Below are 16,724 nucleotides of genomic sequence, written 5' to 3' on the forward strand. Positions count from 1 at the left end.
CACTAAGATCCAAGTACTTAACAACCTTTTCCAAAAGGGTTAAAGCATAATTCTTGTCATAGGCAGAAGCAGGGGAAACCACGGTGAAGATAGGGACGTTGAGGAAAGTAATAGTATGAGCCTTGTAACCAAAAAAGGAGACAGCGCATAGCGCAGGATAGGAGATAGAATTCTTTGGGTTACCGTACTTATCGTAGATAGGTTTAGAATTAGAAACAGGTTTAACGCCGAAATTTGCTTCTAAAGGAGAACGATAGCACTCTTTATAATCCTTAAGAGGCGAAAGCCCGTTTCCTCAAATTTACCGTGACTCTTCTTGTTGTTGAAGAAAGAATTAAAGATAATGGGGTAAGAATCAACAACAAGATAACTGGTATCAAAGATTCCCTCTTTGATGCCTTTAAAGACGGTAAAAACGATAACCTTATCCAAATAAGAAGGGTCAAACTCCTTCTTAAAGGCGATACTTAAATTCATAATGTTTTTTCTCCATGACCCCGTTCGGGGCGTTTCTTTTAGCCAGAGTAGACAAAATCGAAGTACAGTTGAGAAGAGTTACCGTATAATGACAATTGAATGACCTCCTTACGAGATAATAAAAATGTAGTATCAAATACATTATACAGTGAGGAGGTAAAAGTATAACATTGAAGGTATTAAAAGTTAGTTACAATGCATGTTTTAGAATTTCTGAAGACAGTATAGTATTATACATAGGAGAAATATATTCAAGACAACATGATCCTTACACAGATTATGTAAGGGAAAGGTTAGAAGAGGAAAGGTTAGAAATAATCAGAGGGACATTAGCTGAATGGTTAGAATATGTAATTTACATTAATGAAAGAAGAAATTCCAACTTGCTTTTCCGATTTGTGGATAATTATATGGGTTTCACCGATTGGCGTTTTAAAAAAATTTTTGGGATGCATTCTATGGGCTTTGCTCTTTTACCTGTTAGGCCCTTTTACTTATATGCAAGAAGAAGTGGCGATGGCAAAAATGGATGCCATCGCCAAAGAAGCATCAAAAAAAGATTCTTCGTTAGTTGTCCCAATGATTCATGCACTTTTCGCTGATTCTGCGAATACGAATCTCGAAGTTGAAAGTGCAGCCTTCAGAGAACAATGCTATCTCAAACACAAATTAACAGTTAAGAGCTTACATTAACTTAGCAAAAAAGTGTGAAGTGAAAATCATTCCACTCTAGAAACATCTAAATTTACTTCTTTTATACCGTTAGTGGTGTTTGTATTAAACAATTCATTTAAGGCTGAAAGCAATTTGTTCTCAATTTCGGAGATTTTTTCATTACTTCTAAAATCTTCAGGCTTATAAGTTGAGAATATGAGTCTAAGAGTATCAAACACTTGCGAAAAGGAATTTTCCACAGTTTTTTTTATTTCTGTGTTGGCTACTAATAAGGAATATTCCGTAACAAAAACACGGTTGTTGAGGTTAATTCTAACCGGGTACTCGCCTTTTATAATTTCGACTTTTAAGTCTTGCTGGGTTTGAATGTACCTGATTTCAGGTTCTAACGCTCCATAGAACTTAATGTCAGTGTATCCGAGAAATTCAGGATTACGTGGATTATCTTTAATAGAGTAGACACTAACTTGTCCGTTTTCAAATCTAGCATATAAATAGCCATTGGCGATTTTAATACCGTTAATACCTTCTAAATTCAAGTTTTCTAACAGTGTTGGAGAATTAGGATCGCTTATTTCTGCGATGCTTAATCCTTCAATATTTCTCAATATATAAAGATAATTATCGTGATTAATTACATCTGTGACGTTTCCTGGCGCGTCTATTGTAGCGATTTCTTGAGGATTACTTGGATTTGTAACTTCATATATCGTTACTCCCATTTCACCACTTGGAGAGTAAAGGTAGACTTTTTCTTGAGGTACGACTCCAGTAGAAAATCTTATTTGAGAAGTAGATTCTCCACCTTTTTTATCCTTTGCAACAATTCTTAAGGTGTAATTTTTTCCCATTTCCAAGGAATTAAATTGATAAAAATAGGTATTGATATTTTCAGCTATGAGTTGTTCTTGTTCTGAGTCGGGGGTTAAATATAAGTCAAAGACCAAAGAATCTCCTTCAGGGTCTTCCGCTTGCCATACGAAGTATACATTTGGTTCGGTTAATAGTTGATTTGCAGATGGAGATAAGATTATAGGGCTATTTGGAGAACTGTTTTTTTGAAAAGAATAGTTTTCAGAGAAATCATAAACCATGTTATTTTTAACAACAGCAAATTTTAGATCCACTCCTTCAGAAGGTACAGAACTTAAAATAATAGTATTTTGGTTGGATGTCCTAAAAGGTTCATAAATTCCAGAACTATTTCTTCTATAAATTAAATATTGTTCATAGTCTTGTGGAAGGGTTATGTACAAATCGTTATTAACCCACCTATAATCTACCTGATATTTCAAAGATGATTTTTTTAGTTTTATGTCGTTTAGTGTTTTATTTTCGTTCACAAAGAATTCTGGGTTGTTATAGTAGTAGTAGGCGAGCCCCGTATCATCAACTGCCATGATATTTAGTTGATAAGTTCCTTCTTCTATGGACGTTAATTCTATACTTTCTCCAACGGGAAAAGATGCTTCGTAAGTATTGGCTCCAATCAATTGAACTTTTATTTCTTTGTAAGGTTCTTGCAGACCTCCTGACGCAACTATTTCGTAGTTGATCGTTACATTATACTTTCCACCAAAAAACAACAGAGAAAATATGATCACAATACCTAATACAATTATTGCAATAATAGTTGTAATTATAATTAATCTCTCCCTGTTTTGTGGTGGTTTCTTTTCTTCTTGGTTAATTAAACTTTCGTACTCTAATTTATTTTCATTCTTATTTTCTGAATTGTTCTGATCAGCCATTTCTATCCCTCCAAAGATAATTATGTTGTTCCTTTAGAAAACTTATTTAGCGTCCCTTCGCCCCGCTGCCCGCCCTTTTGAAGGAAGGGACCTGCGGTTCCCCAGCCCCTCTAAAACTCTGTAATTACATAAGATGTTTACTCGAAATCATTTTATATAGCTGTATGTATGTTTCTAAGGGAATATCTTCTGGTCGAGATGACGGGTCAATTTGTACCTCAGTTAGATATTTTTCAGCATCAGGTATTATCCCCTTTAGATTGTTTTTTATGGTTTTCCTTCTTTTAGAAAAACACATGTGAACAAATTTCATGAAATCTTTTGGATCTATTTCTTCTACATACTTATATAAAGGGTTGAACTTTAATATTACTGAATCTACTTTTGGAATTGGTATGAAATTATTCCTAGATACATCCATGATTTTTTCGACGGTACAGTAAGTCTGAACGAATATACTTAAAGGGCTGTAACTTTTTTTTGATTTTGCCATCAAACGGTGTCCAAACTCTTTTTGAAACATAAAAATTGCGTATTCAAATTTTGGAGACTCTTCAAATATCTTTTCTAATATTCTTGAAGAGATATAATATGGGATGTTTGCGATATATTTTAATTTTGAAATATCTTTGAATTTAGAAAGGTCTGCGTTTAAGAAATCCTCAAAATGTATTTCTACATTTTGTGAATCTTCAAATCTTTCTTCTAATAACGGTTTGAGCCTTTCATCAATTTCGAAAGTTATTACTTTTTTGGCATTCTTAGCTATCTCTTCTGTGAGGATTCCATTGCCGGTTCCAATTTCTATTATTACGTCATTTTCATCGATTTCACTTTTTTGAACTATTTCATGAGATACGTTTGAGTTAGATAAGAAATTTTGCCCCAACCCTTTTTTTAATCTGATATCGTACTTCTTAAGCCATTCAGAGGTTTTCAAAGAAATTTCACCTTTCTTATTTCATTAAAATAATCCAGATACCTTTGTGTATGTATCGAAACCAGTGTTAATAAAACTCATGAATGTTTGTACTACACTCATAACTTCGACGATGTTGGTGAGTGTGTTTTTTGGAATGTAGATAATATCTTTTGGTTTTACTTCTGGGTTCATTCCAGTTTTTACAGGGGCTGCATTTATTATACCGGATAAATCTAAAGTAACAGGTGGATTTTCTGGGCCATCTTTGAATAAGTATACAGTTGTTAATTGAGCAGATTGAGAGGCGTTCCCGGCTTTGAGTATAGCGTCTAGCACTGTCATGCCTGAATTGTATGGAATAATACCGGGTTTTGATACTTCTCCAAAGACGTAAACAACTTGCTCTTCTATCGGTGGTACGTAGACTATAGATCCAGGGTTAACGAGTACATTTCTTAAGGAATCAACGTCTTTTATATCGACTTTTATTTCTTCATTGTTTTTTGTGTAGATGAAGATGCTCTCTTGATTTTTCCAATCGATAGCGGAGCTAGAAAGGATCTCAACCAAGCTCATAGGGACATCCGTTCTTAGACTTTTTGGAGAGATATTTCCCAAAACAGCTATGTATGATCCACTCACTTCCGGTTGAACAACGACGTAGGAACCTTTAGGGACCTCCATCATTAAATTATTTAACAATTCTTCAGAATTTATCGTTTTTATCTTTTCATTGTTTTGGTAGATTGTGATTGTACCAGTATCTACGGGAGAGAATCCCTTTACCGACGCGAAGACATCAATTAACCTTACATTTTTTTGTTGAATAACTTGTGTTTCTCCTGCCTTGTAGACGATAACTTGGTCTGGAGCAATTTTTGAAATCTCTACAAAGACCTTGCCTTCGAGTGGAATATTTTTTAAACTGTCAAATTCATTCGCTGTTAAAGTTCCCGTTTTTTCATCGATTTGATATCTAACTTGGTAGGATTCATTCAAATTAAACGGTAGTAGTAACTCGTACAAACTTTCTCCTTGATTGTAGGCTCTAACATTCGAGAATTCTCCGAATATATACGCTATTCTTAATTCTGTGTCAGCTATTATCGTTGAGCCAGAGCTTAATAAAACATCTTTCAACGCCGTTAAGTTATTCGGATCAACGGTTAAACTTTTTGTACTTCCAGAATTTTCCACGATAACCAAGTTACCCGAAAAATTGTTACTGAAACCACCTGCTAATCCAACTACCTTATCCATGCTTATTTTTTCATCGGGTAAAAATTCAACCTTTCCCGTTCTGTTGAATGCCCCACTTAGATAAACATAGTTTCTTTTAAGTGTAATTTGAACAAAATCACCTTTTTTTAGATCAAAACTTGTATCGACGGATTGGTTGTTTACTTGAACTTCTTCCACATTTTCTTCACTTATACTAACTTTAGTTAAGAGTGTTCTGATGTTCATTCTTTCTTGTTTTTCAAAATCGACTCTTCTTGAAATTTCTTGTGAACTTACGTAGACATAATTTTCAAATTTATTTATTATTACCGTATCGCCAGGTTGAAGTGAAAAATCTTCATCGTTGGTTATTTTCTGTAAAGATAAAGTTGTTGTGTTTCCTTCTCTAACAACCGCTACAGAGTCTTCCACTTTGTTTAGACTAACGTTAAGTAATGTTATTACAGATTTTATTCCCATACCTTCAAAGTATTCTAAAGAAGCTGATCCAAAATCAGAAAATACAAGAACATTATTCGTATAGTTGTAAGGAATTATGACTGTGTCACCTGGTTGTAAGGAATAATCTTCTTTTTTTACTATTTCATCAAATGGGACTTCTTGAATTTCTGCTTCTCGAACAATCATTATTTTAGTAGGCATCTTATTAGTAGGAATATTCATGGAAGAGATGACTGTTTTCAACGTCAAACCTTCATAGTAATCTAACGATGAGGTACCGAAATCCGAAAAAACAGTGACTTTGTTTGTATAATCGTATGGGAAGAGGACAAAGTAATTTTCATATATGTAAGGATCTTCACCAGCTTCTCCACTTTTGATCCATTCAATATTAACTTTTTGTTCCTTTCCATCGGGAGATTTGATCAACGCGTACGAGGATTTAGTAATATCTTTTATACCACCAGCTAAGCCAATTAGATCAGAAAGTTTAATCTTTTCGTTTCTTATGTCAATAACGCCGTTTATGTTGGTGTTTCCTAAAACGGTTACCGAAAATGGGGCGTACTGGGTGATCCCAACCGTAACTTTATTAGTTTTTATATAACTTTCCATTTTAGTCGATATTTCATTTTCAATTTCTCCTAAAGTTCTACCTTCTGCTTTTATTCTGCCAATAGGAGGTACTGTGATCTCTCCTTCTGGTCCAACTATTGCATTGGTTATGGAATATTCTGGATATCCCAGGACCCAAATTCCTAAGGTGTCACCTGTCCTTACGTTATATGAGAAAGTTATAATTGGTAAAACCAAAAGAAATAAAAGAACGGCAATAAAATGACCTTTTTTCATTTTTTATCCTCCCCACTAAAATTTTTTGTTATATCATTTTTTCTATTAGTTCTAATTCTTGAGAATTGTAACCTGACATTTTTAAATGGCTTACTATCTTTTTTGCAACTTCGTTGTTTCCGCTTTTCAACGCAGCTTTTGATTTTATGATCAAAAAGTTTATTTTGTTTTGTCCATCTTGAGGTTCTTTTAAAGATAATATATCTTCATACTTTTCTATTTCGTATAATGAATGTGCAAGATAAAGTTTTGTTTCATCTAAGTCTATGCCTTTTTCTAAAGCAATTTCTAAAAATGTACTAGCTTTTTCGTAATCCTCACTTAGCATATAACAAACACCAATGTTATGATAGAACATAGGATCGTCAGGAAGTAGAGATATCGCTTTTTTGTAATAGGAAGCCGCATTTAGATAATTTCCTTTTTCTAACATAGTGTTTGCCTTTTGGTTGTAATAATATGCCAGTTCTTTATTCATTTATATCCCCTTCAGTATAGTAAAAAAGAGTATCGACTAAAGTTTTATCTTCTAATAACAGAGAGACACCAGCTGGATTTATCCCACTGATTATTGGAGGAAATAAGTTGTATTCTAAATAATCAATAGGTTTATATGAAACTTTCAAATAACCTTTCAGGTATTCTTCTTGGTTTTGATCTATAATACCCCCTCTGCTCATGAAGGCGAGGTTTTCTAAGTTTGTGTTCACTTCTTCTCCATTAGTATTAGTCAGATGAAACAATGAACTACTTGAAAGGATAAAAGGTATGGTCTTTTCAGGCGTTAGTTCTATGTTGATTTCGCCATGGGTTAATATCTTCGAATCGGTGTTAATTTGTGGCACATGAACTTGGAAGAGATCATTAATTTCATATTCATAAGTATCTGATATCGAATAAGTACGGTGATGATCAAAGGGCACTCTTCCTCCTGAATCCATGACATATATATTTTTGGTTAAAAAATCCATTTTTTCTCCTGAGATATCGTTGATATTAATTTTTAGGGTCACCGTTCTATCGTTTTTGCTATACTTCAAACCGTATAAATTTAAAATATACAGGTTACTTTCAGTATGTGAATCTATTCTTTCCAAGTAAACCTTGTTACTTTCTAAATCCGAAAGGATAAGCACACCATTTTCAATTTTTATTTTTCCCCTGAATTGACTAATAATTTCATTGGTTAAATCATCATCGATTGGTTTGAGTTCTCCATCTTCTAAAATTTCTATACCATCTTCAACAGAAGAAACTAAGATTTTATTCCACGGAAGAACTTCAAGAGAAATATAAGTTTTAAACGGTAATTGCATGGTGTTCACCACTTCATTTTTTAATATATTGAAATTAAAAACTGATGAACTTGCGTAATCAATAAGGTATAAATTATTGTGCCATAAGGCTCCGTCGAGAAATAATATTGAATGATCAAATTTTTTTCGTTGAAGTATTTCACCGTTGTAACCTATGATTTTTATTTCATTGTTGTATGGATCGTATCCGACTAACCTTCCAGCGTTATCGATATCGTAAATAACAAATGGAAAACCTTCTGTCAAAACTTCCATTTGGTTTTCTATTTCGCTTGTTAATACCGTACTTTCAATCGTTGATTCGGTTTTAATTTCTTTTCTAACGATTGGGGAATAACTTTCAAAGTAGTAGATCCCTTGATCTGTGCCTAGGTAAACTCTGTTTAGGTTTTCGTCAGCATTGATAGAATAATAATTTTTGTCTTCGTCCAATCTTATCCATGCTTCTTCGTAGTTGCTTGTTTTAAATATTAAGTGGTTTTGAGAGTCTAAGACGTACAAATTAGAATTGATGATCTCACAGTCTACTGGATTATAAAATCTTTCAAAAGAATCCTTTACTCCTGCTGTTTGGCTGATTTCGAGAAATACAGGTGTAGCATAGTTGGAAAGTGAAAAATTTTTGATGCTGTTTATAAAGTTCAACAATGTATTAGTCTCTTCATTCACGGTAGAGAATAATAAAGAATTTTCCAAGTCCTGAATAGCTTTGTCTATCATTCCTAATTGTAAATCCAATTTTGCTGCATAGTACCAGAGTTTGGGTATATCTGTTATGTATATTTCTCCGCTCATTGCCTGATTCAACTTAACACGTGCCTCGTATTTTTCCCCTTTAAATAACAACTGAAGACTTTCTGAAAAAAGTTCTCTAGATTTTAATTCACTTTCTGACAGCTCCTGAGAAAATACCCAAAAGTTCATTAGTAAAAGATAAATAAAAAGGAAGATAAGTGCTTTTTTCATTTAACCTTTACGTTCCTTTGCTAAGATTTTTATAATGTCTGTTTTATTTTCAGAATTTGATAGTAACCTTTTGATATTCGATCTGTGTTTAAACAAACTTAGTAAAAACAAAATTGTGTAGGTAACGCCCATTTTTAAATCCCAAAAATAACCTAAGATTGCGGTTATAAGTAAACCTAAAAGGGATGATAAAGAAACATATTTTGTGGTTAATTCCACGGGTAACCAAACTAACAGAAATATTACACCTAACATTGGACTCAAAGCAAAGTAACCACCTAATGTAGATGCGACTCCTTTTCCACCCTTAAATTTTAAAAATATTGGATAGTCGTGACCTAAAACAAGGGTAATCAAAGATAAATAAGTAATCCAGGAATCAACGCCAAAAATAAGTCTTATTATTAAAATTGGAATGAATGCTTTCAAAATGTCAAGAAGTATTGAAAGGGAACCCCATTTCGGCCCCAAAGTCCTTAAAACATTGGTTCCTCCAACATTTCCGCTTCCAGTTTTTCTTATGTCTATTCCTTTGCTCCATGGAATCAAGAAGCTGAAAGGAATAGCTCCACATAGATAACTGATGATCAAAGCAACAATGGACATATAATTTCCTCCCTGAAATAGGATTGGTAATGTTTTAAAATTTTAAAAACGAATTTTAAAGTATTTTATGTTTGACCTTAGTCTTTTCTTGACTTTTTCTTGCTTCAAATTTTAAAAAGATAGGTGAACCAATGAAAGGATCAATGTAATGTCTTATCATGTTTCTCAAACCTTGTTGATAATATTTTGGTATATCGTATGGTAAATTCGAATAGAATACGAAAACAGGAGGTTTGTTGCCTACCTGTGTAGCATAGTAAAATTTGATTCTTTTTCCTTTTTTAACTGGTGGTGGAGTAACCAATGTGTATTTTTCTAAGGCTGCATTCAACGCACTTGTGGGGATTTTTTTGTTTCTAGATTTTTCTACTTCTTCTATAGCTGTTATCAACTCCTGTATTCCCCATCTTCGTGGTACGGATGTGAATACTAATGGGCTATAATTTACAAAATAGAGTTCTTTTTCAAAATATTTAAAAAATTCTTCTTTTCTTTTTTGGTTATTCTTAACTAGATCCCACTTGTTAAAGGCAATAATGGTTCCCTTTCCCCTTTTTTCTGCGACACCTATGATGCTTTTGTCTTGATGGGTTATGCCCTCTGTGGAATCAACTACTAATATAACTACATCTGATTTTTCAACGGCTTTGATCGTCCTAGATATAGAAAACATTTCGATACTTCCATAATGAATGGTACTTTTTTTTCTCATTCCAGCGGTATCTATGAATCTAAAGGACTTATCACCTATCTTAACTAAATGATCAATGGCGTCTCGGGTGGTTCCAGGTATTTCAGAAACAATGGCTCTTTCTGAACCAACTATGCTGTTAAAAAGAGAAGATTTTCCAACATTAGGTCGCCCGATAATGGATACTTTTATTTCTTTGTTTTCACTTTCGTTATCAACAGATTCTTCCGAATCAAAACCAGAAGTTTTTAATGAGTTTACGATAGCATCCATTAAAGAAGGGATGTTTCTATTATGTTCGGCGGAAACAGGGATCCCTTCTCCAAAGCCCAGAGAGTAAATCTCCGGTTTTGTCTCCCACTCGTATTTTTCAAAATTCTCTGCTTTGTTAACAACTAAGATAACCTTTGAATTGGATTTTCTTAAGTAGTCAGCTATGTGATAGTCTTCTGATGTAAGTCCATTCTTTCCATCGATTACAAATATCACCAAAGATACGTCTTTTAAACTATCAAAAATTATTTTTTTCTGTCTTTCTTCTATATTGTCTTCTGGTTGTTCGAATATACCACACGTATCGACTAAGGTAAAAGATATGTCATCCCATTGGATTGTGGAGAATATATTATCCCTCGTTACACCGGGCATATCATGAACTATTGATTTTCTTTCACCTATCATTCTGTTGAATAATGTTGATTTTCCCACATTGGGTTTTCCAATTATGAGAACCGTCGGTTTTTCCAAGCTATTCCACCTCTTGTTTTTCGTTGAATCATTTAATCTTCATTCATTTCATTAATTATTTTTATAGCTTCTTCTTTTTCTCTTTCCTCTTGTAAATGTGATACACTTATAATCATGTTTCCCCTTTTAAATTCATTTTCAAGACCAATCTCTAAAACTTTTGCTTCTATTTGATCACCGATACTATATGATTCCTCAAGACTTTTTGAATTTGTGGAAGCCTTGCTTGCAGGTAGATAAGCCTCTACTTCGTAATCATCGATGAGAACTATTGCTCCTTTATCTAAAAAACGAATTATTTTTCCTTTAACAGTATCACCTGGTTTTATCTCCTGTGAAGCCTTTTTCCAAGGGTTTTCTTTCGTTTCTCTAACTGATAGTCTCATCCTTTTGTTATCCTTGTCTATTTTTATTATTTTCACTTTAATCTTTTGTTTTTCTTGAAGAACTGTAGAAATATCATCCACAAAGTCCCATGAAATTTCTGAGACGTGCAAAAAGCCAGAGACCCCCTCATCTATTTTTATGATCGCTCCGTTATTTAGAACCTTTTCTACGGTTCCTGTAACAATGTTCCCTTCGTTGTATTTTTCTTCTATGGTTTCCCATGGATTTCCTATAACTTGCTTATAACTTAGATTAATCTTTTTATTTTCTTTGTCTATATTCAATATTTTAACTTGAACATTGTCTCCAACATTTACTACGTCGCTTATCCTACCTTTCCTGCCCCAAAATACTTCAGTTTCATGAACCAAACCTTCTAAACCTTCGTCTATCTTGACAGTAAAACCAAAAGGTAATATGTTGGTCACAGTACCTTGAGCAATACTTCCTATAGGATACTTTTCATCCACTGACTTCCAAGGATCTTCTTTCAAACGTTTAAGGGATAGTGAAATTCTCTTCTTCTCCCTGTCCAATCTTATTATCAGCGCTTTAACTTTTTGACCCACTTTTAGATGATCTTTTATAGAAATCTTCTCGTCCCAGCTAACCTCTCTTGCCGGTATGAGACCATTCAAATGATCGGCCAATCTTACAAAGGCACCAAAATTTTTTATATCCTCTACCACGCCGTCAATTACCATTCCCTCTTCGTATTCATTGAAAATTTGATTAATTTTTTCTTCTGCGTAATCTTTTATCGATACGACTATGTTTCTTCCATTTTTAGAAATAACTTTAGCCATTTTTTCTCCTTCAGGTAAATCGTCTTTAGGGCTTAATAAAGATAATGAACCAGGAAGAAATGCACCGATAAGTCCTTCAATCAATACACTGTAGCCTTTCCTTAGCCTGTTTTTAAAGATAATTGGATAATTTTCTCCTTCTTTTATTTTATTCATGGTTTCATTCCAAACAGCCCTTCTTTCAGAAGCAAAGTTTAAACCTTCAGCATCATTTGTTTTAGTTATTTCTACCACTATCTTTTGACCTACTTGATATTCTTGTAATGGTTTTATGAGTTCTTCTTGACTTACAAATACGTCGCCTGTTGCACCTTCTAAAGCAACCCATATACCATCACTATTTATTTCAAACACCTTTCCTTCTATTATTTTTCCTTTTTTTACTTCGTTTATCTCTTGTTCGTTCAAAAGTTTTTCAAAAGTTTTTTCCTCCATCATGAGAGATCCTCCTTCTTTTGGCTTAGATACTCCAACACTTTGTTTAATTCTGATGTTGGTGTGGATGAACCAGTAACTATTCCTATTTTGTCTTGTGGAGAGATAACTATTTCTTTCAGTTCTTCAAGAGATTCGATATGGTATGTCCTTTCGCAATATTTTTTTGAAATACGGTATAATTTTTGAGTATTGGAACTGTTTTTTCCGCCTATAACTAACATCAAAGTGCTTTTTTTAGAAAGTTCGAGTGTTTCCTTTTCCCTTAAGACAGTTTCAGAACAAATAGTATCTCTTATCAACACCTCCGTAAAAGAATTAATAGTAAGTATACTGACTATAAAATTTTTGTATTCTTCATTGCTCATGGTTGTTTGTGATACGATCAATATCTTTCTTTGAGGTATTTTCACTGGAGAGAGTGTTATTAATAATTTACCCTCATCTACGTTTCCTTTTAGCCCTAGTATCTCTGGATGATCAGGTTTTCCATACACGACAACAAAGAATCCTTCTTTTTGTTTGTTCCAAACGTATTTTACTAAATTTGTAACTATTGGGCAAGTCATGTCAATAACTTTAGAGAATCTTTCTACTAAAAGTTCTTTCTCAGCCTTTGAAATACCATGGGCTCTAATGATTACCGTTTCGTTTATGGAATCTTCGGGTATATCATCTAATCCTTTTATAGTTATTGCCCCTGCTCTGTTTAACTCTTCTATTACCTTTTTATTGTGTACCAACTCACCGTAAATATAAATTTTATTTTTGTCATCAATGGAGTTTTTAACTTCATTGTACGCTTGTTGAACACCTGAGCAAAAACCGGTTCTTTTCGCTACATTAATCTCCATAAATCCCACTCTCTTCGACAATTTTTAGTACTTTTTGCAGGACTTCCTCTATGGATAGATTAGTAGTATCTATAATTATTGCATCTCGTGCTGGCTTTAATGGAGCTATAGAACGGTTTGAATCATTGTAATCCCTATTTTTTATTTCTTCCAATATTTCAGTAAAAGAAATATTTGGTTTTTTCCCCTTTTCTTCACCCCATCTTCTTTTAGCTCTTTCTTCTATAGATGCTGTTAGGTATATTTTTAAATCACTTTCTGGCAGAACTACGGTTCCTATATCTCTTCCATCAACCACTATACTGCCCTTTTCGGCAATCTTTTTTATTATTTCATTAACTTTTTCTCTAATAATATTATTACGAGAATAGAGAGAAGCTAAATCGCCGATTTTTGAGTCTTTAATGATGGTAGTAACATCTTTTTCTCCTAAAAAATAATGGTTGTTTTTTATTTCAATGTTAAGTTTTTCTAAAATATTTTCTATATTTTTTGAATCTTGTGGGTCCACCTTTTGTTCATTTAGGTAATAACCAATGATTCTATACAAAGCTCCACTATTTAGATAATTTATCTTTAGTATATTAGCTAATTTTTCTGCGATCGTAGATTTTCCTGATCCTGCCGGGCCATCTATAGCAATTTTTATTTTTTTAGCTTCTTGAGTCATTTTGCATCTCACTCTTGTTTGTTTTTTTCAAAGCGAGTTGTAATTCTTCCAGTTGTTTTTCGCTGACTTCTGACGGGGCACCGGTCATAGGATCAGTTCCAGAAGCTGTTTTTGGGAATGCAATTACCTCTTTTATCGATTCTTCTCCTACAAGTATGCTCACCAATCTATCCATTCCAATCGCTATACCACCGTGAGGAGGAGCACCATACTTAAAAGCCTCTAACAAGAAACCAAATTTCTCTTGTGCCTCTTCCTTGCTCAAGCCTAAAATATCAAAAACCTTTTCTTGTACATCTTTTTTGTGTATTCTTATGCTGCCACTTGCGATCTCATAACCATTTATAACAAGATCATAAGATTGAGATTTGATTTTTAAAGGGTCTTTATTCTTGTATTTAGCTAAATCATCTAAATTGGGCATAGTAAAGGGGTGATGCTCTGCTACGATTCTTTGCTCTTCCTCATTCCAAGAAAACATTGGAAAATCAGTAACCCAAATTATACTGAACCCAGATTTTTTTTCGAACTCTTCTTTGATCATTTTTATCCTCAATTGTCCTAAAATCTGGTCTATTTTGTTTTTTTCTTCGAGAATAGCAAATAAAATGTCGCCTTCTCTCATTATACCATGTTCTACTAAGATATTAATCTCTTTAGCTGCAGCTTTTTTTATATTTGATCTTATTTCCTTGTCAAAAGCGATCCAAATCAAACCAGAGCTTCCTTGTTCTTTTGCGAACTCTGTGAGGTTATCAAATTTTTTTCTGGAAAAATTGTCAACCTTTTCAGGGACAACAAAACCTTTTAATATAAGACCTTTATCTATCCCATTTTTTATAAAATTAGTCTCTGTATTTTGAAAATATGCTGTTAGGTCGATAAATTCCATACCATACCGTATATCAGGTTTATCTGAACCATATTTTTGTATCACTTCATCATAAGTGTATTTTGGAAAGGGGATCTCTAATCCTTTGTAATTTATAGACTTTTCGAATATTTCTTTAATTAATTTTTCAGTTAATGCAAATATATCCTCTTTTTCAACAAAAGATTGCTCTATATCAATCTGTGTGAATTCGGGTTGTCTATCAGCTCTAAAATCTTCATCTCTAAAACAGCGAGCTATTTGAAAATATTTATCAAAACCTGATACCATCAGTAGTTGTTTGAAAAGTTGTGGAGATTGAGGCAAGGCGTAAAAATTGCCTGGTCTTAATCTAGAAGGAACCAAAAAATCTCTTGCACCTTCTGGTGTAGATTTCGTTAAGTAAGGGGTATCAATTTCTAAGAACCCTTCAGCGCTTAGCATATCTCTTGTGCTTTTCATAACCTTGTGCCTAACTATTATGTTCTTTTGCATTCGTTCTTTTCTCAAGTCCAAATATCTATATTTTAACCTCAAATTTTCTGAAATATCTTCTTCTATGTTGACGTATATGGGTGGAGTTTCTGATTCAGAAAGGATTTCTAAATTTGTTGCAAGTATTTCAATATTCCCAGTAAACATATTTGGGTTTCTGTCTTTTTCAGGACGTGCCCTAACTTTCCCTTGGATAGAAACAACGTATTCATTTTTTAATTTCAAAGCTTTTTGATAAAGAGCATTGTTATAACTTGAATCAAAAACCGCTTGAGTTTTACCGTATCTATCTCTTATTAAAACAAAAATAATTCCTCCTAAATCACGAATTCTATCTATCCAGCCGTTTAAAATAACGATCTTATCTATATCGATTTCGTTTAATTCTCCACAAGTGTGAGTTCTTTTTTGGAACAAAAATAACACCTCCAATATTTTTTCATATTATTTTACCACTTTTTGTGGTAAAATAAAATCGATAAAAGCAAAAAAATTTAAATTACTAAAATTCAGGAGGTGTGTGTAGTGAAAAAGATAGGTATTTTGTTTCTATTTTTAGTTTTGGCTTTGGGAGTATTTTCGCAGTCCTTTAAAGATGTTCCTATTAATCACTGGGCATATGACGCAGTTGAGAGGCTTTCTCGTATTGGCATAATTGAAGGATACCCGGATGGTACTTTCAAAGGATTAGAAAACATGAACAGATATCAATTGACGGTCGCCTTGTCCAGAACGATTGACTACATGGAAAAAAGCATGGTCGCTCCTTTGGCTCAAAGTTTAGCAAATCTGGAAAGAACCGTAAGGAGTTTATCTGTACCACAAGGTGTTTCATCATCAGAATTACAACAACTTCAAACAAGATTAGATGCTGCTACAAGTGATCTTTCTAATCTCAAGGGTACCGTTTCGAGGCTAGATAATTCTGTGAAAGAACTCCAGAATTCTTACGAGTTACTTGGTTATGCCACCACAAAGATAGATGAATTAGAAAAAAAGGTCAGCGCTATATCAGTGTCTGCGGTAAGCAAAACAGATATTACAAACTTAAATAACAGAGTTACCAGTTTGGAAAACACCGTTAAAAGTCTGGATAGTAATTATCAAAATCTCTCACAAACGTTTTCTAATTTCAATCAAGAAATAATGTCCTTAAAAAACTCAGATGCTAGTTTACAAAATGCTATTTCTAAAGTCAACCAAGATATGGAGAAATTGAACGCTTTAACGGCTAACTTGAATTCGAAGATAGATTCTAAAGTTGATAAAACTGAGTTTACTTCGTTAAAGAACACTACCGACGAATTAAGTGTTCGATTAAATAGTAATACTCAGTCTATTACTGAATTAACACAAAATTTGCAAAGTGTTCAAACTAATGTCGACCAATTATCTCAAGAGGTCAGTGATGTAAGACAAGTAGCTGAAGGTGCTGGAGGAGGATTGAACTTCTTAGATATTATTATCTCGATAGTAATTTCTACGGGAATAACTTTTGCTATGATGAACTTTTTATAAAA

Annotated in this window: 14 protein-coding genes; 2 read left to right on the plus strand and 12 right to left on the minus strand. The window is 33.4% G+C overall.

Annotated elements, in window-relative coordinates; genetic code table 11:
* Positions 1–240 precede the first annotated feature (240 nt).
* Positions 241–477: a hypothetical protein gene (locus AD60_RS10115; RefSeq protein ID WP_146048838.1), complete on the minus strand. Its 237-nt coding sequence runs from the start codon at positions 475–477 to the stop codon at positions 241–243.
* A gap of 170 nt (positions 478–647) precedes the next feature.
* On the opposite strand from AD60_RS10115, the gene AD60_RS07970 reads away from it, so the two are divergent.
* Positions 648–1,079, plus strand: coding sequence for a hypothetical protein (locus AD60_RS07970; protein WP_199177874.1), 432 nt, complete (start codon positions 648–650; stop codon positions 1,077–1,079).
* A 117-nt stretch (positions 1,080–1,196) separates the two neighbouring features.
* Here the strand turns inward: AD60_RS07970 and AD60_RS07975 are convergent, their stop codons facing one another.
* From AD60_RS07975 to aspS, 11 genes are all read right to left on the minus strand, one after another.
* A complete protein-coding gene (locus AD60_RS07975; RefSeq protein ID WP_103877233.1) occupies positions 1,197–2,903 on the minus strand; it encodes a flagellar basal body-associated FliL family protein in 1,707 nt (568 codons plus the stop codon).
* A gap of 124 nt (positions 2,904–3,027) precedes the next feature.
* Positions 3,028–3,843 carry a 16S rRNA (adenine(1518)-N(6)/adenine(1519)-N(6))-dimethyltransferase RsmA gene (gene rsmA, locus AD60_RS07980; RefSeq protein ID WP_103877234.1) on the minus strand — a complete coding sequence of 272 codons (816 nt, stop codon included), beginning with the start codon at positions 3,841–3,843 and terminating at the stop codon, positions 3,028–3,030.
* Positions 3,844–3,867: 24 nt separating this feature from the next.
* Complete coding sequence (locus AD60_RS07985; RefSeq protein WP_103877235.1) at positions 3,868–6,360, minus strand: polysaccharide biosynthesis/export family protein; 2,493 nt, start codon at positions 6,358–6,360, stop codon at positions 3,868–3,870.
* Between the two features lie 28 nt (positions 6,361–6,388).
* On the minus strand, positions 6,389–6,838 hold the full coding sequence (locus tag AD60_RS07990) for a tetratricopeptide repeat protein (protein ID WP_103877236.1): 450 nt from the start codon (positions 6,836–6,838) through the stop codon (positions 6,389–6,391).
* Entirely contained in the window at positions 6,831–8,642 is a 1,812-nt protein-coding gene (locus tag AD60_RS07995) for a hypothetical protein (RefSeq protein ID WP_103877237.1), read from the minus strand. The genes AD60_RS07990 and AD60_RS07995 overlap by 8 nt, the downstream gene beginning before the upstream one ends.
* The gene (gene plsY, locus AD60_RS08000) at positions 8,643–9,248 is read right to left on the minus strand and encodes a glycerol-3-phosphate 1-O-acyltransferase PlsY (protein ID WP_103877238.1); all 606 of its coding nucleotides are present in this window, start codon (positions 9,246–9,248) and stop codon (positions 8,643–8,645) included. It lies immediately after the preceding gene.
* A gap of 55 nt (positions 9,249–9,303) precedes the next feature.
* A complete protein-coding gene (gene der, locus AD60_RS08005) occupies positions 9,304–10,686 on the minus strand; it encodes a ribosome biogenesis GTPase Der (protein ID WP_103877239.1) in 1,383 nt (460 codons plus the stop codon).
* Positions 10,687–10,718: 32 nt separating this feature from the next.
* Complete coding sequence (locus tag AD60_RS08010) at positions 10,719–12,317, minus strand: S1 RNA-binding domain-containing protein (RefSeq protein WP_103877240.1); 1,599 nt, start codon at positions 12,315–12,317, stop codon at positions 10,719–10,721.
* A complete protein-coding gene (ispH, locus tag AD60_RS08015) occupies positions 12,314–13,168 on the minus strand; it encodes a 4-hydroxy-3-methylbut-2-enyl diphosphate reductase (protein ID WP_103877241.1) in 855 nt (284 codons plus the stop codon). Before ispH ends, AD60_RS08010 begins: the two co-directional genes overlap by 4 nt.
* Entirely contained in the window at positions 13,158–13,838 is a 681-nt protein-coding gene (cmk, locus tag AD60_RS08020) for a (d)CMP kinase (protein ID WP_103877242.1), read from the minus strand. The genes ispH and cmk overlap by 11 nt, the downstream gene beginning before the upstream one ends.
* Positions 13,822–15,621 (minus strand): aspartate--tRNA ligase, encoded by a 1,800-nt coding sequence (gene aspS, locus AD60_RS08025; protein WP_103877243.1) that lies wholly within the window; start codon positions 15,619–15,621, stop codon positions 13,822–13,824. The genes cmk and aspS overlap by 17 nt, the downstream gene beginning before the upstream one ends.
* A 108-nt stretch (positions 15,622–15,729) precedes the next feature.
* On the opposite strand from aspS, the gene AD60_RS08030 reads away from it, so the two are divergent.
* A complete protein-coding gene (locus AD60_RS08030) occupies positions 15,730–16,722 on the plus strand; it encodes an S-layer homology domain-containing protein (protein WP_158248409.1) in 993 nt (330 codons plus the stop codon).
* Positions 16,723–16,724: the final 2 nt, after the last annotated feature.

The organism is Petrotoga sp. SL27, from assembly GCF_002924605.1.
Taxonomy (GTDB): domain Bacteria; phylum Thermotogota; class Thermotogae; order Petrotogales; family Petrotogaceae; genus Petrotoga; species Petrotoga sibirica.